Annotated in this window: 16 protein-coding genes; 7 read left to right on the forward strand and 9 right to left on the reverse strand. The window is 62.3% G+C overall.

The window, feature by feature from the left end; all coding sequences use genetic code 11:
• Window positions 1-68: 68 nt before the first annotated feature.
• Both Y707_RS0104905 and Y707_RS0104910 read right to left on the reverse strand, forming a co-directional pair.
• Window positions 69-1,451: an MFS transporter gene (locus Y707_RS0104905; protein ID WP_035780388.1), complete on the reverse strand. Its 1,383-nt coding sequence runs from the start codon at window positions 1,449-1,451 to the stop codon at window positions 69-71.
• Between the two features lie 165 nt (window positions 1,452-1,616).
• Entirely contained in the window at window positions 1,617-2,723 is a 1,107-nt protein-coding gene (locus Y707_RS0104910; protein WP_026534246.1) for a S1C family serine protease, read from the reverse strand.
• Window positions 2,724-2,956: 233 nt separating this feature from the next.
• Between Y707_RS0104910 and Y707_RS23565 the strand changes: the two genes are divergently transcribed.
• Complete coding sequence (locus tag Y707_RS23565) at window positions 2,957-4,507, forward strand: FAD-dependent monooxygenase (RefSeq protein ID WP_035780390.1); 1,551 nt, start codon at window positions 2,957-2,959, stop codon at window positions 4,505-4,507.
• A gap of 33 nt (window positions 4,508-4,540) precedes the next feature.
• On the opposite strand, the gene Y707_RS0104920 is transcribed toward Y707_RS23565, so the two are convergent.
• Genes Y707_RS0104920 through Y707_RS0104940 form a run of 5 tightly spaced genes read right to left on the reverse strand, consistent with a single transcriptional unit; the run spans window position 4,541 to window position 10,019 of the window.
• Entirely contained in the window at window positions 4,541-5,284 is a 744-nt protein-coding gene (locus tag Y707_RS0104920; RefSeq protein WP_026534247.1) for a GolD/DthD family dehydrogenase, read from the reverse strand.
• Window positions 5,284-5,739: a ribose-5-phosphate isomerase gene (locus Y707_RS0104925; protein WP_026534248.1), complete on the reverse strand. Its 456-nt coding sequence runs from the start codon at window positions 5,737-5,739 to the stop codon at window positions 5,284-5,286. The genes Y707_RS0104920 and Y707_RS0104925 overlap by 1 nt, the downstream gene beginning before the upstream one ends.
• A gap of 43 nt (window positions 5,740-5,782) precedes the next feature.
• Entirely contained in the window at window positions 5,783-7,507 is a 1,725-nt protein-coding gene (locus tag Y707_RS0104930; RefSeq protein ID WP_026534249.1) for a dihydroxyacetone kinase family protein, read from the reverse strand.
• Between the two features lie 3 nt (window positions 7,508-7,510).
• Window positions 7,511-8,863, reverse strand: a complete 1,353-nt coding sequence (locus Y707_RS23570; protein WP_051441660.1) for an RbtT/DalT/CsbX family MFS transporter — start codon at window positions 8,861-8,863, stop codon at window positions 7,511-7,513.
• 34 nt (window positions 8,864-8,897) lie between these two features.
• The gene (locus Y707_RS0104940) at window positions 8,898-10,019 is read right to left on the reverse strand and encodes a zinc-binding dehydrogenase (protein WP_275451190.1); all 1,122 of its coding nucleotides are present in this window, start codon (window positions 10,017-10,019) and stop codon (window positions 8,898-8,900) included.
• A 184-nt stretch (window positions 10,020-10,203) separates the two neighbouring features.
• Here Y707_RS0104940 and Y707_RS23575 point away from each other — a divergent pair, with 184 nt between their 5' ends.
• Window positions 10,204-11,172 (forward strand): sugar-binding transcriptional regulator, encoded by a 969-nt coding sequence (locus Y707_RS23575; RefSeq protein WP_051441661.1) that lies wholly within the window; start codon window positions 10,204-10,206, stop codon window positions 11,170-11,172.
• On the opposite strand, the gene Y707_RS23580 is transcribed toward Y707_RS23575, so the two are convergent.
• On the reverse strand, window positions 11,120-12,661 hold the full coding sequence (locus Y707_RS23580) for an FGGY-family carbohydrate kinase (RefSeq protein WP_253905063.1): 1,542 nt from the start codon (window positions 12,659-12,661) through the stop codon (window positions 11,120-11,122). The two genes, Y707_RS23575 and Y707_RS23580, sit on opposite strands and share 53 nt — an antisense overlap.
• Window positions 12,662-12,965: 304 nt before the next feature.
• Here Y707_RS23580 and Y707_RS0104955 point away from each other — a divergent pair, with 304 nt between their 5' ends.
• Both Y707_RS0104955 and Y707_RS33620 read left to right on the forward strand, forming a co-directional pair.
• Window positions 12,966-13,265 carry a hypothetical protein gene (locus Y707_RS0104955; protein WP_026534251.1) on the forward strand — a complete coding sequence of 100 codons (300 nt, stop codon included), beginning with the start codon at window positions 12,966-12,968 and terminating at the stop codon, window positions 13,263-13,265.
• A gap of 96 nt (window positions 13,266-13,361) precedes the next feature.
• Complete coding sequence (locus Y707_RS33620) at window positions 13,362-13,556, forward strand: Rv3202a family protein (RefSeq protein WP_503487603.1); 195 nt, start codon at window positions 13,362-13,364, stop codon at window positions 13,554-13,556.
• A 625-nt stretch (window positions 13,557-14,181) separates the two neighbouring features.
• Here Y707_RS33620 and Y707_RS28805 read toward each other — a convergent pair.
• Window positions 14,182-14,886, reverse strand: coding sequence for a polysaccharide deacetylase family protein (locus Y707_RS28805; protein ID WP_162150177.1), 705 nt, complete (start codon window positions 14,884-14,886; stop codon window positions 14,182-14,184).
• Window positions 14,887-15,079: 193 nt separating this feature from the next.
• Here Y707_RS28805 and Y707_RS23590 point away from each other — a divergent pair, with 193 nt between their 5' ends.
• From Y707_RS23590 to Y707_RS23595, 3 genes are all read left to right on the forward strand, one after another.
• Entirely contained in the window at window positions 15,080-18,505 is a 3,426-nt protein-coding gene (locus tag Y707_RS23590; protein WP_162150178.1) for a DEAD/DEAH box helicase, read from the forward strand.
• 213 nt (window positions 18,506-18,718) lie between these two features.
• Window positions 18,719-20,257, forward strand: coding sequence for a pyridoxal phosphate-dependent decarboxylase family protein (locus tag Y707_RS0104975; protein WP_026534254.1), 1,539 nt, complete (start codon window positions 18,719-18,721; stop codon window positions 20,255-20,257).
• Window positions 20,254-20,774 (forward strand): SidA/IucD/PvdA family monooxygenase (locus Y707_RS23595; protein ID WP_035780392.1); only part of this gene is annotated, 521 nt, incomplete at its 3' end. The genes Y707_RS0104975 and Y707_RS23595, both read left to right, overlap by 4 nt.

Genomic DNA, 20,774 nt, shown 5'->3' on the forward strand with positions numbered 1-20,774 from the left:
GGTCTTCCTTCGTAGTGAAACGGGTGCCCGGCCAGACTACGCGTCTGTCCGGGCACCCGTCAGGGGGTTTACTTCTTAGCGGCGGCCAGCAGGTCCGCCGTGCCCTTGGCATCCGCCGCATCAATATCGTGCAGTGAGACGCCGCGGGTTTCCTTCAGGGTCAAAACCGCAATGGCGGTGATGATGCAGGCACCCATCAGGTACAGCGCCACCGGTGTGGAGGATCCGAACTCGTCCAGCAGCGCGGTCGCGATAATCGGCGCCAGCGAACCAGCGACGATGGACGTGACCTGGTAGCCCAGCGAGACGCCGGAGTAGCGCATCCGGGTGGGGAACATTTCCGCCATGATCGACGGCTGACCGGCGTACATCAGCGCGTGGAACAGCAGTCCGATGGTGATGGCGACCAGGATGACGAAGTCATTGGCGGTATCCATCATCGGGAAGGCGAAGAAGCCCCAGGTGCCACCCAGTATTGCCCCGGCCAGATAGACCGGGCGGCGGCCGAACCGGTCGGACATCTTGCCGACCATCGGTACCGCACAGAAGTGGATGGCGTGCGCGAGAAGCAGCAGGAGCAGGATCCTGGAGGTGTTGGTGCCGACGACGACGGCCAGGTAGGTGATCGAGAAGGTCACCACCAGGTAGTACAGGATATTCTCCTCGAACCGCAGCCCCATGGCGGTGAAGACACCGCGCGGGTAGCGGCGGAAGACCTCTGCAACGCCGTAGCCCTTGTTCTCCGCTTTAACTTCCTTGCGGGACTCGAGGAAGATGGGAGCGTCCTGGACCTTCGTGCGGATGTAATAGCCAATGATCACGATGACGGCGGAGAGCCAGAACGCGACCCGCCAGCCCCAGCCCAGGAAGTCTTCGTCGGAGAGGGTCGCAGAGAGGACGAACAGCACACCGGTCGCCAGCAGGTTACCCATCGGGACCGCGGACTGCGGCCAGCTGGACCAGAATCCGCGGGACTTGCTCGGGCTGTGCTCGGCAACGAGCAGCACCGCACCGCCCCACTCGCCACCCACGGCGAAGCCCTGGACGAAGCGCAGAACGACCAGCAGCGCCGGAGCCCAGTAGCCGATCGAGTTGAAGGTAGGCAGGCAACCCATCAGGAACGTGGCGACACCGACCATGATGATGCTGATCTGGAGCAGGTGCTTGCGGCCGTACTTGTCTCCAAAGTGGCCAAAGACGATACCGCCGATCGGCCGCGCGATAAAGCCGACCGCGTAGGTCAGGAATGCGGCCAGGATGCCGTCCAATTCCGACTCAGCACCAGGGAAGAACAATCCGCCGAACACCAACGTGGCGGCCGCCGCGTAGAGGAAGAATTCGTACCACTCAACGACCGTACCGGCCATCGACGCTGCTACAACCTTCTTCAGCCCAGACGTTTTGGGGTCTGGTTCCTCCCGCGGTGTCGACGTTAGATTCCCTGTACTCATCTGGAACTCCTTCAGTGTCTTCTCTGACACAGTGCGAACGGTTGAAACATACTTTTGTGACAGGCACCACAAAGCGCGCCCTATCGAGTATGTCCGCACAAGAGAAGCAGCTCAAGTTCAATTCCTGCAGAGCGCATCTGCAGAAATGCACAAAACAGTCAGGCCCTACGAATCCTCGTCGGTAGGACGTTCTCCAAGCTCGATTTCGACGCCCAGGCTTCCACCGTCGCGGATCAGCTCGGCATTGACCGTTTCGCCCGGATTGAGCTGGCGCAGTGCTGCCAGCAGGTCCTCCGAGTTCTCGAGTGGTTCACCATTCAGGGACACGAGCAGATCGCCGGGCTCAATGCCCGCCTCGGCCGCAGGAGTACCGGCCCCCACCGAAAGGACAACCACGCCGGATTCCTGTTCCACACCCAACTGCTCGGCGATCTGCGGCGTGAGCGTCCTCGGCACCAGGCCAAGGTAGGCGTGTTCGGCAGAGCCGTCCTCGATGAGTTCCTCAGCCACTTCGACGGCGGTGGCAGCCGGGATGGCGAATCCGAGCGAAACCGCGCCTGTCTGCGGCGGGATGTAAGCCTCGCTGATACCGACGACCTCGCCCTGGCCATTGACGACCGCGCCCCCGGAGTTCCCCGGACTGATGGCGGCGTCGGTCTGGATCAGGTCGACCAGCGACTGGCTGTTGGTGGCCGAACCGGGGATTTCACGGTGCAGGCCGGAAATGATGCCGGCGCTGGCGCTGTTCTCGAAACCCAGAGGACTGCCAATCACAACGGCGAGTTCACCGACGTCGGGCAGGTCGGTTTGGAATTCGGCCGCTGGAATGTTTTGGCGGTCCGCCTGGACGAGAGCCAGGTCGGTGACCGGATCGGTGGCGACAACCAGTCCCGCCACGCGCTGTCCGTCGGCGAAACCGATCTCCACATCCCGGGCGTCCCCGACCACATGCTCGTTGGTCAGGATCAGTCCATCGTTGCTGTAGATAACGCCGCTGCCGAGCCCGTTTTCGGTGAAGATGGTGACAACCGAGGGTTGCACCTCATCGATAATCCCCGGGATGTCGGCGAAGCCGATCTCCTCGCTCGTCGGGGTAGGTGTCGGCGTGGGAGTCGGCGAGGCTTCAGCAGTGCTTGATTCAGGTGCCGGGCTTGGCGAAGGCTCCGGGTCCTCTCCGGTGCAGCCGGTCAGGGCCAGCGCAGCGACCGCTCCAGTCGCTGCCAAAAAACGAAACCGGTGGGATGGACGGCTGGCTGAATCGGATTTGCTCACTGCTGACTCCTTTGTCCGGCCTCTGGCAGTTCTGTATTGAGCTGCTTACCGGTTCGAGGGTTTGCGGCGGTTCACGGTGAAGACGACTCCCTAAGGACAGGAAGACTCTTCGCTTCATTCTTGCCTACTTGGTATTCGATTTATAGCGGAAACCAAGTCCTTGTCGGAATTGTGACTTGCCCGGGCCGGTCAGGAGTAGCGTTGGAACTGTTTCCCGAGGGCAGGAGGCCGCAGTGTCCGGACAGATTGAAAGTACCGATGTGCTCGTTGTCGGCGCCGGGCCGACGGGTCTGATGCTCGCGAACTGGCTGGTCAAACTCGGCATCGATTGCGCGCTGATCGACTCGAAGAGCGGGCCAACACGCGAATCCCGCGCCCTCGGGGTCCAGGCCAGGACCATGGAGATCTACGACCAGCTCGGCATCGCATCCGAAGTGGTTCGAGCGAGCCAGGTCGCCGAAGGTATCGCCCCGGGCTACGAACACAAACCGTTCGGCTATGTCCGCTTCCTGACCCTCGGCGCCGGGAGCACTCCGTATCCTCATATCTACATCTTCGAACAGAGCCGGAACGAAGAACTGCTCAGCGGGAACCTGCAGCGGCTGGGCTCCGGCGTCCGCTGGGAACAACGGATCACGGCATTGCAGGATGAAGTGATGGACGACGGCGGCACAGGAGTGAGTGCCACAGTCGAGGGCCCCGGCGGCCAGACCGGGATTCGCGCACGGTATTGCGTCGGGACCGACGGCACATCGTCGGCCGTGCGGAAACTGCGGCAGATTCCTTTCGAGGGCCGCACCAACCAGCACACCTTCTACGTCGCCGACGCGCACGGCGTGACCGGGCTTATGCCGGCGTCGATCAATCTGCGGTTCGGTGCTGAATATATGCTGCTGGGATTTCCCATGGGCACGGGCGGACACGACCGGTTGCTCGGCATCGTCCGGCAGCAGTCCGGGCGGGAGGACGACGAACCTGTCGAATCATCCGTCCGCCCGATGCTGCGGCGCGTTTTCGGCGTGAGCTATGAGTCGTCGTCGTGGTTTTCCACGTACCGGGTGCACCACCGGGTGGCTGCCGGCTTCCGCGATGGGCCGGTGTTCCTTGCCGGGGACGCGGCGCACGTGCACTCCCCCGTGGGCGCGCAGGGGATGAACACCGGGCTGCAGGACGCGCACAACCTCGCCTTCAAACTCGCCGCGGTACTCAAAGGCGAAGCGCCGGATTCCTATCTGGACCGCTATTCCGCGGAGCGCCGGCCGGTCGCACTGCGGCTGACCCGCACCACCGACCGCCTCTTCGGCGCCGTCACCTCGGACAATTTCTTCCTCCGCCAGGCCCGGCGTTTCCTACTGCCGCTGGCCGCGCCGGTGGGCATCCGGGTGATACCCAGGCTGGCCGGTGGATCGCGGCTCTTCGAGTACATTTCGCAGGTGCGCATCCACTACTGGATGAGCGAGCGGGCGCGGGAGGATGCACGCGGGCGCCGGGGACGCGTCGTCGGGCGCCGGCTGCCGTGGACCGGGCAGAATTTCGAGGCGCTGAAGGCCACCCGATGGCAGGCCCATGTGTATGGGGACATCAATGCCGTCCGGCTGGAAGCACTCCGTTCCGAGCTCGATGTCGAAGTCCTCACCTTCCCTGCCAATCCACGGAAAGGGCTGGCCGGCGGCAAGGTATTCCTCATCCGGCCGGACGGTTTTGTCGTCGCGGAAGCCTTCGCCGATCAGGCCGCGGCGGCCTTCCAGGAGGCCATCCGTGAGCATGTCGGTACCGCGGATTAGCGCCGGCTGACAGGATTAGCGGTGGCCGGCAGGTCAGACCGCCGAATACCCGCCGTCGATAAGCATGTTCTCTCCGGTGACCATGCCGGCGTCGTCGCTGGCCAGATAAGCGATCATGGCGGCCACCTCTTCCGGCTGGGCGAAGCGGCCAGCGGGGATTAGTTGCTTCATCGCCTCGCCCTTCTCCCCTGCCCATGCCTTCTTACCCAGAGCGGTTTCGACGACGGTCGGCGAAACCGCGTTGACGGTCACCCCGCCCCCCGCCCACTCCATGGCCAATACGCGGGTCATGCCGACGATCCCGGCCTTGCTCGCGCAGTAGGCTACATGCTGGTCCAGCCCGACCACGCTCGCCTGGGACGCCAGGTTGATGATCCGCCCAAAACCCCGTTCAGTCATGGCCCGTCCGGCCGCCTGAGCCATGGTGAAGCTGGCCGTGAGGTTGATGGCAATCGTTGCGTCCCACTTGTTCCGGGGAAGATCCACCGCCTTGTCCAGCAGAGCCACACCCGCTGAATTGATCAGGATGTCCACCGCACCGGCTGCCTCAATCGCCTCGGCAACGACTTCCTCCGCCGCTGCATCTTCGGTCAGGTCCTTTTGGATGCCGTGATGTTCTCCGCCCGGCAGCGCACGCATGGTTCCCTGCACCGAATCCGCCATGTCCACGCCGATAATGCGGGCGCCCCGTTCAGCGAAGTACTGCGCGACTGCATTTCCAATGCCGCTGGCCGCGCCGGTGATGACTGCTGTGCGTCCGTCGAAGCTGTTGACCATTACTCCTCCTCGTAGCTGCAGATAACGTCCACCTTGCCAGCGGAAGCACTGGCCTCATCAAACGTATAGGTCAGCCACTCGGCCGCGAGCCTCCGCGCCAGTTCAAGCCCGATGACCCGCTCACCCATACACAGCACCTGCGCATTATTGCTGAGCACCGCCCGTTCCACGGAGTACGGGTCGTGGGCGGTCACGGCACGAATGCCCTTGACTTTGTTGGCCGAGATGGCGACTCCAAGCCCGGTTCCGCAAACCAGTAATGCCCGGTCAGCTTTGCCTTCAGCCACCATCCGGGCGGCGTCGACGGCGATATGCGGGTAGTCGGTTTGACCGTTCGCGTCCACGCCGGCGTCGAAGACCTCCGAAACGAGTTCGTTGGCCTCAAGGTCAGCCTTCAGCGCTTCCTTATAGCTAAAACCGGCGCTGTCGCCGCCGACCACGATTTTCATTGACATCTCATCAGTCCTTTCCAGCACAAATTTTTCTGTCCGTGGGGTTCTATTCAGCACGCGCATACATTTTCAGGTCAGCCAGTCCTGACACGATCAGGGCCAACGAAGTAGCCCCCGCGTCCGGAGTGCCGACGCTTTTCTCCGCCAAAGGACGTGCCCGGCCGACCTTGGGACTCAAATGTGCGGTGGCCTTGGCCTGTTCCGTCGCCACCACAGCAGCGCCTCGCCAGGCTGAAGCGAAACCGGCTCCATCGATGTTTTCTTTCAGTGTTCCGACAAAAGGCACCAGCGCATCCACCAACGTCTTGTCGTGGAGGACAGCGCCGCCCAAGTCCGTAATGGCCGAGCAGAACGCTTCCGCTGCGGTCACATAATCCGATGCCGTGTACGTGCTCCGGCTGTCGGTCAAGGACTGACCTGCCGCCTCCAGGGCTGCGCCCCAGAGCACGCCCGATGTACCTCCTGCATGCTCGGCCCAGGCACGACCCGCCTGCTTCAACGCCCAGGCACCTCCTATTGGTCCGGCTTCGGCCGCACGACGGGCTGCGTCGAGGGCAGCATCCACACCTTTGACCATTCCCCGGCCGTGGTCACCGTCGCCGGCCACCGCGTCGATATCGCCAAGTTTCTTCTCATGGCTGTGCAGAGTTTCTGCCATGTTTTCCAGCCCATGGACGACGACGACTGCCAGTTCCCGGGCGGCCTCAGTGGCCTCCGGCGCAGCCTCCATCTGAACGGCGGAGGCTTCATCTTCCACGTCGGATTCCGCCATTGCCGCGAGAGGGGCTTTCTGCTTGCGGTAGGCGGGCGTATACGTATCGGCCTTCCAATGTTCCTCAAGCTCCCCGTCCAGCCACATCAAGGTGAGGGAGGCACCGCCCATGTCCAGACTGGTAACCAACTCGCCGACCTCCGGCTCCACCAGCTCCAGACCGGCAGCGCGCAAACGGCCGGCTATGACGCCCCACAGCAGGAACAGCTCTTCATACTTGGTGGTGCCCAATCCGTTGAGGATGGCGCCGACCTTGATCCCGGCGTCGACCGGCGCATGTTCCAGAACATGGTCCGCCAGCATCGAGCCCAGCTCCGACGCGCCGGGCATCCGTTCGTCTCTAATACCCGGTTCGCCATGAATTCCCAGGCCCAGGCCCAGCTGTCCGTCCGGAACGGTGAAGAGTGGCGCCGATGCACCAGGCATAGTGCAGCCGGAAAAGGCGACGCCGAGCGTCCGGGTGGCGGAGTTGGCAGCCCGCCCCAGCCGTTCGACGTCGTCAATGTCCTTGCCTGCCGCGGCGGCGGCACCCATCACTTTGAAGACGGTGAAGTCTCCGGCGATGCCGCGGCGCTTCTCTTCGTCGGCTGCGGAGGCGACATCGTCTGTAACCACCACAATGCGGGTCTCGATGCCGTCTTTGCGCAACCGTTCGGCAGCGAGGCCGAAGTTCATGTTGTCGCCGGCATAGTTTCCAAAGCTGAGGACCACTCCTTTCCCCTGATCGGCTGCTTTAGCAACGGAATAAACCTGGGCCGCCGACGGCGAGGTAAAGATGTTGCCCACCACGGCACCGGCGGCAAAGCCTGGGCCAACGAGCCCGGCGAAAGCAGGGTAATGTCCGGAACCACCACCGATCACCACGGCGACCTGTGGGTCGGTGGTGCGGCGTGCAACCACGCCTCCTGCTACTGCGCGGAGCCGGTCGGCGTAAAGGTCCACGAAACCAGCCAACTGGTCATCGGCGAACTCGTCCGGGCGGTTGAAAATCCGGGTCATGGATCAGGTCTCCTGGCTGGAATTGGCATGGTCGCGGACCGTACTTGACCTCGCTGGTTGCGGGTCCGGCTCCTCTGCGGTGTCTTCGGGAACCTGCAGGAACTTCATCAGGTAGAAAGCGACTCCATACAGAGCCACAAACGCCCAAACAACCGCTTCCGGTCCGCCCCAGGGCAGCACCGCGGCCACGACAGCCCCGCCGAGGAAGGCCGCGCCGCCGGCAGCTGTGGTGTACATGGCCATGGCCGCACCCTTATGCCCGGGCGTCAGTGCCGGCATGATCGCGCCCATCGGAACGAAGCCAGCCAACAGGATTCCGAAGGCCACGCCGGCAATAACCGAAAGCACGTAGCCCCAATCGGACCCGGGCTCCACCCAGTGCGGCACGTACCACCAGGCCAGCAGCCCGAGGGCGGAGCCCATCACGCCGTACCACTTGACGGTGCGCTGCCAGCCCCACTTGTCACCGATGGCGCCGAACACGGCGTTGAAGGCGATGTTGGAGGCGTAGACGATCACCGTCATCGCGAGCCACTGGGTCTGCGACCAGCCCAGGGATCCGCCGATGATGGTCGGCAGAATGATGAACATTCCATACTGCGGCGCAGTGTTGATCAACCGCACCACAAACCCGATGAAGATCTTCGGTTGCTTGAAGCTCAGCCGGATGCCGCCGAAGATCACCTGCGAGGAAGATTCCCCTTCCGGCGCGAGCCGCCGGGTGCCGGTCTTTTCCCGGATACCGAAAACCGTGATGAGGTAACCGGCTGCCACCAGTGCCGTCGACGCCAGCATGGTGGCCGACTCGCCACCGCTGCCGCCGCCGAACACCGGGATGAAGATGAGGGCGAAGAGTGAGCCAAAGGTGGGAAGACCGCCAGTGAACATCACGTAGAACCAGCCAACGGCCGTGCCGTTACGTTTGCGTGGGACTATTGCGTTGATCCACACCAGGAACGCGAAAGCGAACAACGGATAGCCGAAACCGCGCGCGAAGTAGGTAATGAATACCCCCACCGTCGATCCGGTCGCCAGGCTGATCAGGAACAGCCCTTCAAAGGCCACCCAGATGGCGAAGCCGAGGGTCATCACCTTCCGTGGTCCCCAGAGGTCGGACAGCGCGCCCGACAGGTAGGAGGACACCAGCACCGCCACACCGTACATGGTGATGATGGTCGGTACGAGGTTGTTGGAGCCGAGCGCGTCGGCCATATGCGGGGCGATGAAGTTGGACTCCACCCCGTTGCCCGTCATGAACACCAGTACGCCGAGGAAGCCCCAGCGCAGCGAGTGCGGAATACCAATCCGGTCCAAGCGGGTTTCCCGCCCGGATCCTGTAGCCGCTGTTGCAGTCACGATTTATCTCCTCTCACGCCATTGAGCGAGGATGTCAGTTGGGCAGGATGGATACTTTGATGGAAGCTCCGGAAGTGTCCGAAACCATGTCCAGCGCTTCCTGGAACTGCTCCAGGCCGAACTGGTCGGTGCAGATCTCGTCCATGGGCAGGATGCCGGATTCGATCATCTTGATCGCGGCCGGCCAGCAATGCGGGCCGAGGTGGGCGCCGAGGACGTCGAGTTCCTTGTCGTCGCTGATGATGGACCAGTCGACGGACACATCCGAACCGAAGACGGAGTATTCGACATAGGTGCCAAGCTTGCGCAGCAGGTTCAGGCCCTGCCCGACGGCGGATGGGTGGCCGGTGCTTTCGATGTAGACATCGGCGCCATAGCCTTCGGTCATGTCCTTGATCCGCTGGACTGCATCTTCCTTGCCGATGTTAATAACTTCGTCGGCGCCGCACTTTTTGGCCAGTTCGAGCTTGTCTTCGACCATATCCAGAGCGACCACCTTGAGCGGTCCCTTTGCCTTGGCACCGGCGATCATCCCCAGTCCAATGGGACCGCACCCAGCCACCACGACGACGTCGTCGAACTTTATGTTGGCGCGCTCGACACCGTGCAGTGAACAGGACAGCGGCTCGGCATAGGCGGCATGGGCCGGAGGGAGTTCTTGGGAGACCTTGTGCACGCGTGCCTTGGAGGGAACGATCATGTACTGCGCCATCGCACCGTTGTAATTGCGGAAGCCGAACATGTCGTGCGGACCGCACATCCAGTATTCGCCTCGTTGGCAATAGCGGCATTCGCCGCAGGGAACAATCTGTTCGCAGACAACCCGGTCTCCGATACCGGCGCCGTGGATATCTTCCGCCGCCTGATCGGACTGAACAATAGTCCCCACGAGTTCATGTCCGGGAGTAACGCCCTTCTGCGCCCAGGCAGGACGGTTGGCATCGCCCCAAAATTTTGCCGCTCCGTGATAGCACTTCAGGTCGCTCGCACAGACCCCGACCGCTTCGACTTTCATGAGCATCTCCCCCGGTCCAGGTTCCGGTACGGCGAGTTGTTCAAGCCGGTAGTCCTCTGGGCCGTGGCAGACGACTGCCGCCATTGTTCGGGGCGAGGCCCCGGCAGTTGCATTCGAGTGTTCCAGTGATGTTGTCGACATCGGTCCTCCTTGGCTGGTATGTGATCTGCGTCAACATTTAGTAGCCTAGTCGATCGTGAACATATGTCAAGAACATAATTTCAAGCTCAATCCCTGTATGAAATTTTGTTCAAAGACTGAGGTAGAATCGAAATCGCTTGGGATAGAGTCGCCTAGGTCACCGGAGTACAGTCAGGGAGGCATCATGAGTTGGACGGCGGATGCTGAAGCCACCCCGGACAGCAAATTTCCCTTGACCACGCTCTACGAAGCGGCGCGGATGTATTACATCGAGGACGCGAACCAGGTTCAGATTGCGGAATCCATGCAAATCTCGCGGCCAACGGTGAGCCGCCTGCTGGCTGAAGCAAGGCGCGTCGGACTCGTGAAGATTGACGTCATTAATCCCATCGAGCAAGAGGGACATCTCCTGGCGGACGAGCTGGCCGAACGCCTGGGCCTGGAAAAGGCCTATATCGCCGACGGCGACCAATCGGCTCGAATGCGCACAGGGCTGGCGCCCCAGGTCGATGCTGCCTTCAGGGATGTCGATCTATCGCCGGGCGACATACTGCTCGTCTCTTCCGGCCGCACGGTGTACGAAATCATTGAAGGTGTGCTGCCCAAGCTGCCCGGCGTCGTCGTCGCCCCGACGGTTGGCGGGCAGGCGGAGCCGGAACCTTGGTACCAGACCAACGAAATCGCCCGCACGATGGCAGAAAAAACAGGCGCCCACCCGGCCTTCCTCTTCGCGCAGGCACTGCCATCAGAGGACATGTATTCGAGCATTAACCGGGACCCCTCATTCCAACGGATTCAACGGCTATGGGAAAACGCGACCATGGCATTGTTGGGCATTGGCGCTCCGCCGTCGAGTCGCGGCTCCATTTCCCGGTTCATTCCGGCCGACGATGATTCTCTGTTGCGGGCGGTTGGCGACGTTTGTCTGAACTTCTTCGACAATAAAGGCGCCGACGTTCATTTTCCCGGCAGCTCAAGGATGGTGAACACCCGTCTGGAAACGCTCAAGCAGATACCCCATACAGTCGCGGCCGCCGTCGGAACGCACAAAGCCACCAGCATTGCGGCAGGGGCAAGGGCCGGCTACTTCCGACGCTTGATTACGGACGCAAAGACTGCTCGGGCAGTTCTCGAATCTGTTCAGGGCAGTTAGCGGTATCACGCTGTATTGCAGCCAATTCGTGCATCTGTCCGCGAATGGCCGGATAGAGGGTGGAGTAAGTCGCGAAAAGGCTCTCATACACGGCTGCGTTGTCTTGATCCGGTTCAACGACATGGTCCGGCTGGGCCCACACCGTACCTTCCGGCACAGCCCCCGTTCCTATGGCTGCCATCAACGCGTCGCCGTAGCTGGCGCCGATGGTTTGACGCGGCACAATCTGCGTTCTCCCGGTAATATCGCTGACAACTTTCGTCCACAACGGCGCATTGGTTCCGCCACCGACGGCCACCAATCGCCGGACAGGCTCGCCGGTGCTTTCCAGCAGTTCCAGGATCTGCCGAATACCGTAGGCCATTCCTTCATAGGCCGCCCTGAGCAGGTGGGCCCGACCATGCCGCATCGTCAATCCAATAATGGTGCCGCGTGCATCGGGATCGAGAATGGGAGACCGCTCCCCGGCAAAGTGAGGCAGGACCAGGAGTCCTTCGGAGCCGGCGGGAACGGATTCCGCCTCCTGAATCAAGTCCGCCAAAGGAACATCCCCGAACAGGTGCTGCATCCAACTGACCAAACTTCCGGATGTGGACATCCCTGCCGCCAGTGTTAAGGCACCTTCGGTGACTCCTGAGCATGCCCATAGTTTGTGATGAGTCCGCGGCTCGCTAAGTATGTGGACGAAAAACATTGTCGAGCCATACATCAGCATCAGGTCCCCGGGTTGCTCGACTCCTGCGCTGAAGGCTTCGGCCCAAGCATCAACGGTGCCGGCACATACTGGCGTTCCCACCGGGATACCTGTGAATTCAGCTGCGGCCGGTGTCACTTTCCCGACTACGTCCGTTGACCATACGAGCCGGGGCACCTCCAAATGGCCTGCAACAGCAGTCACCGCGTCCGTGGCCCAGTCGCAGCCGGCCACGTCGTAGAGCGGATCGCACTGGCTGGCAGAGTGGTGATCCTGAACGTATTCGCCAGTGAGCTTCGCGACTATGTAGGAATTCAAACCGAACCAGTGAGTAGCCTGCGCGAATGTGTCGGGTTCGTGGTTCTTCAGCCATCTCAGTTTTGGTCCGACAGATTGGGACGAAAGTTCCTTGCCGCAGGTATCGAATATCCATTGTGGCCCAAACTCTGCCGTCAGTTCTGCGGTTTCCTCTGTCGCCCGGGTGTCCACGCCATAAAGGATCGCTGGCCGCAATGGTGTGAACGAATCATCCGTAACGACCAGGCACGGCCCCATGCCGCTGACGCATACACCTTGCAGATCCCCGGCATCGTTGCGGGATAGAAGCTCACGTGTCAGCTTGGACACCTCGGACCACCACACCGCATCGGCGTCGAATTCGACCCATCCGGGTCGCGGTAAATCGGCAGCGTGAGTGATGCTCGCCCGATCCAGGATGCGACCGCCCGGACTGACGAGCACGGCCTTGCTGCTGCCGGTACCTATATCAATTCCCAGAAACATCGCGCTACCCATCCGTCACAGTATCCGTCCATGGTAGCCGGGCGGCCAATCCGGTGTGCCAGGATGCGGCCGGCCTGCGAACCGGAATCACAACCAGCGGAAATCCACTATGAGGAGGCGGTTCGCACCATGTTGCCGTTACTTAAGTGACTTAAGTGGCCTGGGTGAACAATTGATTGAATCTTGTGCGAAACCTGCGCGAATCCCACCGCGGAAGCCAGGCAGGTACGGGTAAAACGGAGATAGGCGCCTCGGGCGGAAGTGGACCCCCGGGGCGCCGACACTATCGCCAATTCGAACCGTGGGGGTTTTTACAATGGCACCCAGACCAGCTGCTGGAACCATCATTTCCGGTCTCATTCTCCTGTTCATCGGTGGTCCTGTTGTCATGGCCACCTGGTTCGCCGCGTCACAAACATTCTTCCTGTCCGAGCATTCCATCTGGGCAGCCTTCATCACCGGAACCGCCGTCGGGATCGCCGGGGTGGGCATGCTGGTTGCCGGCATCCGACGCGCGATTGCGCGCCGCGAATACCGGCTGGCAATGTTCGGTCCCGTGGGCCCGCTGGCCGGCCGGACCAAGCTGAACCAGTCCGTCTGGCCCAGCGAACAGTAGGCCATCCCCAGCAGCTCTGCCCCCCGCTTCCACCGGCGCATTTAATGCGAGTAATGTTGGAATGTAGAGGGCAGCCATCTGTACGGGAGGTTTGAAATGAGCAACTCAGTGCCCGATCCCCTTGACCCAGATGCACCGGGAGCCGATGTACTCGAGCAACGGCGAACGGCCGCCTGGGAAGACGAAGCAGACCGCCGCCGGGACACTCCGGCTGAAGCCAACGAAGCCGATGTGGCTGAACAGAACCTCGACGTTGATGACGATGACGAGGAGTACCCCCGCGACGAGTAGGCTCCTTCCACCGTCGAGCAGCCCTGCGGACAGGTCAGTATCTCCCGGCGTACGTTCTTCCATTACTTTCCCAGTAAAGACGACGCCCCCGTCGGCCATCACGAAGACGGCGTACCCGATCATGTCGCCGAGGGATGGAAGCTGTTAAATGAGAATGGTGCCGGTGAACGGTCGGAGTAGTTGGGGGAAACACTCCAATTGTTCACCGGCACCGGGACCAGTCCGGGGGAAGACCGATCCTCATCACTCGCACCTAACAAGAGGTAATTAAGAATCTACGGAACGAGTCAGGGAAAAGACCCGGTAGAACCTCAACGCCAGCCATGAATATTGAATCCTCCGACAGCGATGCTGTGTGCGGACGTTCTTGCCGCTAACCCCCGGCGATGCCATTGAACAGCCTTAAATGAGAATGGTGCCGGTGAGCGGTCGGAGTAGTTGGGGGAAACACTCCAGTCGTTCACCGGCACCGGGACCAGTCTGGGGGAAGACTGATCCTCATCACTCGCACCTTCATGAGGTAATTAAGAATGTACGGACCGAGTCAGGGAAAAGACCCGGTAGAACCTTAATGCTAGCTGTGAGTTTTGCGGCCGAACCAGAGCCGCTGAATCGGGGCGCCGAATCAGCACTGCAATCTGGCTGGCAGGTACGTCGGACTGGTCACCACGGGCCCCACATTGTCTGTCCCCCGATAGGCCCGGCAAACCTGCAGCCCCCGGGCGCCGAGACCGGACTTCATCCGGGCCAGCGCCGTCGGATTGAAGCCGTTCCACTGCATGTGCATCAGCACCGTACTGCCGCGGTATGCATTCTGGACGGTATGGGAGACGACCGCTGCCTGTGTCCGTCCGGTCCAGTCGCGGGTATCGACATTCCACAACCATGGCCTCATCCCGGCGAGCCGGTAGCCGCAGGAGACCGCCGCGTTCATAGCCCCATAGGGCGGCCTGCCATAGTTGGTCACCACCCCTGGTGCACGTAGCTGACGGGCGACACCGGCACAACTGAGGGTACGCAGGTCCGGATGGCTGATGCTGTGATTGATCGCGTACTGCCCGTTTTGCCGGGCAGCTGTCGCGAGGTGCACCCCGGTTTGCGTCCGAAACTTGCGCTGACAGTCGCCGGTCGGCGCAATCACCAGCCCGGTATTGGTTCTCTTCGCCCAGGCCATGACGTTCAGGAACGCTGTCACGGTCCGCGGGCAGTCGTCGAAGGTCAGCACCACACGGCTCGTGTAGTTGGGCCCGCGGTTTATGTTGTAGGTCGCGGCCGACGCCGAGGGCGCGGCCGGTATCAGGACGCCGACGGCAAGAGCCAGCGCAGACAAAGAAGATAGAATGACATGACGGTAACGCATCACAAACCGGCTTTTCCCCAACCCCATGTGTACGGGCGGGAATTACGGCTGCAATTCGGTGCCCGTGCAACTGCCTACAGTGTGTGCCCGGCCGCGCCCCCTGTCAACGCCTTTTTCATAACAGTTCGATACCGTGTCGGATGCACGTGGAAGGATGATTTCCGTGCCCTCCTCGAACTTTCCCCTAGTGGACGTCAACGAGATCATCCGCCTGGTCGGTGGTGCAGCTTTCGCGCGGGCACAGGGCTACACCAAGGGCGGCGCCATCGCAGACATGGAGTGGGATGAAGGGTCCGGACAACTGCGCAGCACGGTGCACGGAACCGCCGCGGTCCCCTACCGCTGCAGGATCCAATTAATCCGGCTGAACAATGGCCGCTACCGCACGGACTTCAGCTCGTGCAGCTGTCCCATGCGTTTCGACTGCAAGCACGTTGCCGCGACTCTGCTCTACGGCAACACGGCGCACGTCATGGCCGCCAACTCATTCCATGAGCCGGAGCCGGAAGCTGTCTCCGGACCTGATTGGCAGCAGTCGCTCACTGGTTTGATCAGCGGGAACGACGACGGCTCCCGGGCTTCTCCGGCAGCTGCCCCGGAAACCGGCCCGCGCCAAACAGCAACCACACGGCTCGGCTTGCAGTTCGATCTGGCCGCACCGCCGTCGCGCGTCCCCTTGCCGTGGCGCTCGGGAGGTTCCCCGGAACGGGACACGACCGTGGACCGGCTCCGGCCCGCCGTCCGTCCGGTGATGTGCAACAGCAAAGGCCGCTGGGTCAAGAACAACCTGCGCTGGAACACCATCAGCTACAAGACGTATGGCCTGAACTTCGCTCCGGAGCAGCATCGCTGGTTCAGCCAGTTCGCGCCGCTGCACCGCGCCAACGGACTTGCCTACTACGGCGAGGACAACGACTGGCTCTATCTCGACGAATTCAGCAGCCCGCTGCTGTGGCAGCTCTTCGCCGAGGCGGAGCGGCTCGGAATCGAGCTGGTGGGGGCGCGCAAGGACCTGACTATCGTCGTCGGACAGCAAGCCGTGTTGGGACTGGACGCGCGGAAAGAACAAACAAACGGCGACGACGGCGGCCTCAGTCTGACGCCGACCCTCGGGATCGACGGACACAGCCACCCACTGGAAACCTCCGGCGCCATCAACCATCACGGCGTTTACAGCTACACGCCCGCCAACCCCCGTGTCATCACCCTGGCACCGACCGCGAAATCCATTTCCGAGCAGGAACGCCATTTGCTGCTGAGCGGCAAAACCGTGACAATCCCGGCACCCGAGGTGGAAAAGTTCCTCGAGGATTTCTACCCGCCGTTGAGCAGGACCGTGGAGATCACCAGCAGCGATTCCTCCGTTGAGTTCCCAGAGATCGTTCCGCCGGTCCTGGTCCTGACTGCCACCTACGGGCCTGCCCACACGCTGGAAACCAAGTGGGACTGGGGCTACGTCCACGGTGGAACCACGGACCGCAAGGGTCTCTATCCCGAACCGGGCGAAACCGGCTACCGGGACGCCGCGGCAGAGGCTGAATTGACCGCAGCAGTGTGCAAAGCCCTGCGCAGCAACGAACTGCCGGCCAAGTCCACCTTCCAGAATTTCGACGCAGTGGACTTCACCGAACAGACCCTGCCGCGGCTTGAAGAGCTCGACGGCGTCCGCGTCGACATTGTTGGCGAGCGCCCGGACTACCGGGAACTGACCGAGACGCCAGAACTCACAGTGAGCACCGTCGAGACCGAGCAGAGCGACTGGTTCGATCTGGGCGTTATCGTCACGGTTGCCGGGCGGAAAATCCCGTTCAATGACATCTTCAAAGCGCTGACCAAGGGGGCGAAGAAACTGCTGCTGGTGGATAAGACGTACCTGTCGATGGACCAACCGGTGTTCGACCGGCTGCGCGGCCTGATCGACGAGGCGCTGACCCTGCAGGACCGCAAGACCGGCCAGCTGCGCGGTGTTCGGGGCGAGGAACCAGGTGCGGACGTGGAGAACGGGCTTCTGATCAGCCGGTATCAAGCAGGACTGTGGGCGGAGCTGGAGGAATTGGCGGAGGAGACCGAGCAGGCGCGTGCCTGGCGGGCTTCGGTCACCGGGCTCCTGGAACTCGAAGCGGTGGAGCAGACCCCGGTTCCGGAAGGACTGCACGCCGAACTGCGCCCGTACCAGCTGGACGGCTTCAACTGGCTGGCGTTCCTCTGGCATCACGGCCTGGGCGGCGTGCTGGCCGACGATATGGGCCTCGGCAAGACGCTGCAGGCGCTGGCGCTGCTGGTCCACCGCAAGGAACTGGCGGCAGAGACTGCCTCCGCGAACACGGGAAAGCAATCAGAAAGCCCGGAGCAGCCAGTCCTCGTCGTCGCACCGACGTCGGTGGTGCCGAACTGGGTTTCCGAAGCCAACCGCTTCGCGCCCGGGCTCAACGTCGTCGGCATTACCGACACCCAGGCACGCGGCCGCCGTCCGCTGGCGGACATCGTTGCCGGGGCCGACGTCGTCATCACTTCCTACACGCTGTTCCGGCTCGATTTTGCCGCTTATCAGGAACATGGGTGGGGCGGGCTGCTCCTGGACGAGGCGCAGTTCGTCAAGAACCGGACGGCTAAGGTGCACCGCTGCGCCAAGGACCTGGACGTGCCGTTCAAGCTGGCGATCACCGGCACGCCGATGGAGAACAACCTGATGGAGCTGCATTCGATCTTCTCCATCGTCGCACCCGGGCTCTTCCCGATCAGCACCAAGTTCGCCGAGCTGTATCAGCGCCCGATCGAACGCAGCCAGAACAAGGAACTACTGGGCCAACTACGACGCCGGATCCGGCCGCTGATGATGCGCCGCACCAAGGAAGCGGTCGCCTCCGACCTGCCTGAGAAGCAGGAGCAAGTGCTCGACGTGGAGCTCGGGGCGAAGCATCAGAAGATCTACCAGACACACCTGCAGCGCGAACGGCAAAAGATCCTGCGCCTGGTCGAGGACATGGACAAGAACCGGTTCACGATCTTCCAATCCCTGACCCTGCTGCGGCTGCTCAGCCTGGACGCGTCGCTTGTGGATGAGGAGTATGCCGCCGTTCCGTCCAGCAAACTCGATGTGCTGTTCGAGCAGCTCGAGGACGTCGTCGCCGAGGGACACCGCTCGCTGATTTTCAGCCAGTTCACCAGTTTCCTGAAGAAGGCCGCCGAACGGCTCGACGCAGCGGGCATCGACTACTGCTATCTGGACGGCTCCACCCGGCGGCGGGCCGAAGTGATCGCCAAGTTCAAGGACGGCAAGGCGCCAGTGTTCCTGATTAGCCTCAAGGCCGGCGGATTCGGCCTGAACCTGACCGAAGCCGACTACTGCTTCCTGCTGGACCCGTGGTGGAATCCCGCCACCGAGGCCCAGGCCGTCGACCGGACCCACCGGATCGGGCAAACCAAGAACGTCATGGTCTACCGAATGGTCGCCAAGGACACCATCGAGGAAAAGGTCATGGCGCTAAAGGAACGCAAGAGCCAGCTCTTCTCCTCCGTGCTCGACGACGATGCGGTCTTCTCCACACAGCTCACGGCCGAGGACGTGCGCGGCCTGCTCGACAGTTAACACCACCGTTCAAAGCGGCCCCCGCCACTGGACAATCACAGGCTGCGCGCTGCCGGCACCGGACCTGGTCAACAACATCAGCCCCTCCCGTACCGCGTCATCGGTTTGACGCCATAGGTCGATATAGGTAAGGCTTACCAAAGTAAGGCTAACCTATCCTGCCCATCTCCCCTTTGGGTACTTCTTGTCGATCACAGTTATTGAGGGAGTCACATGACCTTGAACTCCGCTACAGAAACCCGCGAGGACTTCGGTTCCGGGGTTGAGTTGGCGCTTGCTGCCGGAAACCAGCTCTTCAACCAACGCAATGTGTCCCGGTACGCCGACGACGTCCAACAGGGGGTGGATCTCGTGGCCAATAAGATTTCCCGCACGGAAAAGCCCTTCACCGGGATCACTCCGGACGGGTTGGCACCGCTCGTGGAGGCGGTGGACCTGGACTCGCCCATCGAGGACATGCCGGCCGCCCTCGCCGAGCTGGAAGAGCTTTATCTGCGCGATGCGGTCTACTTCCACGACAGCAAATACGCCGCCCATCTGAACTGCCCCGTCGTCATACCGGCCTTGGTCGGTGAAGCCATCCTTTCCGCGGTGAACTCCTCGCTGGACACCTGGGACCAGAGCGCCGGCGCCACGCTGATCGAGCGCCGCCTGATCCGCTGGACGGCAGACCGGCTGGGCCTCGGTGCCGCGGCCGACGGCGTCTTCACCAGCGGCGGCAGCCAATCCAACCTCCAGGCATTATTGATAGCCCGCAATCAGGCCGTCGCCACGCTTCGGCGGGATCCAACCCTCCGGGCCGCCCGCCTTCCGTCGCTCTTGGGGCGCCTGCGTATCTTCACCTCTGACGTCAGCCACTTCAGTATTCGGAAGTCGGCGTCACTGCTCGGTCTGGGTTACGACGCCGTTCTCCCGGTCGAATGCGACGCGAATCAGCGGATGAAGCCGGCAGCCCTGGAGTCCGCGATGGCGGCCAGCGCCAAGCGCGGCGAGGTTCCCATGGCGGTGGTGGCGACAGCCGGAACCACCGATTTCGGCAGCTTCGATCCGCTCCCTGACCTCGCCCGGCTCAGCCGCGAATACCGCAGCTGGCTCCACGTCGATGCTGCCTACGGCGGCGGGCTGATGACCTCCCTGCGCCACCGGCATCTCCTGGACGGGACCGGCGAAGCCGACTCGGTGACCGTGGATTACCACAAGACGTTCTTCCAGCCGGTCAGCTCAAGCGCCGTCCTGGTCCGCGACCGGACGATGCTGAACCATGTCACCTACCACGCCGACTACCTGAATCCGGAAAGTGCGGCGCGGGAGGACATTCCGAACCAGGTGGATAAGAGTCTGCAGACCACCCGTCGTTTCGACGCGCTGAAACTCTGGTTGACCCTGCGCACCCTCGGCGCGGACGGTATCGGCGTGCTCCTGGATGAGGCCATCGATCTGGCTCACCACGCCGGCCGGATGTTCGCCGCCGACCCCGGATTCGAGTTGGCCGCCCCCGTGCAGTTGAGCACGTTGGTCTTTCGCTACTGCCCGGACGGGCTCGACGGCGACGCCGCCGACGCCGTCAATCTGCACATCCGCCGCACGCTGGCCAGCTCCGGTGAAGCCATGATCGCCGGCACCAAGTCCGGTGGCCGGCACTATCTGAAACTGACGCTGCTCAACGCCGAAACCACCCTGGGCGATGTGCGCGAAATCCTCGGCATGATTCGACGCGCCGGCGATGACTACCTTGCAGGAGGGACACGATGAGCAACCACGTTCACGACTTCATCGGTATCGGTGCCGGTCCCTTCAACCTGGGGCTGGCTGCCCTGACTGCACCGATCACCGAACTGGATGGCGTCTTCCTCGATGAAGGTGCCGGCTTCGACTGGCATCCGGGCATGATGCTGGACAGCGCCCACCTGCAGGTCCCGTTCCTGGCAGACCTGGTGACGATGGCGGATCCCACCTCCCGGTATTCCTTCTTGAACTATCTGAAGGAATCCGACCGGCTGTACCGCTTCTACATCCGGGAAAACTTCTATCCGCTGCGCGCCGAGTTCAATAAGTACTGCCAGTGGGTCGCCGCGCAGCTGCCCAACGTGAATTTCGGCGAGCGCGTGACCGGTGTGCAGTACCGGAACGGCGTCTACGAAGTCCGTTCCATGCGTACAGCAAACGCGGACGACGGCGGCGCTGTTGGCAGCGCGGAACGTCCCCGTGCTGCCTCCAACGGTTCGTTCGGTACCGAAACGGTGCGCTATGCCCGCCGGCTCGTGCTCGG

This window comes from Arthrobacter sp. H14 (genome assembly GCF_000520495.1).
Classification (GTDB): domain Bacteria; phylum Actinomycetota; class Actinomycetes; order Actinomycetales; family Micrococcaceae; genus Arthrobacter_C.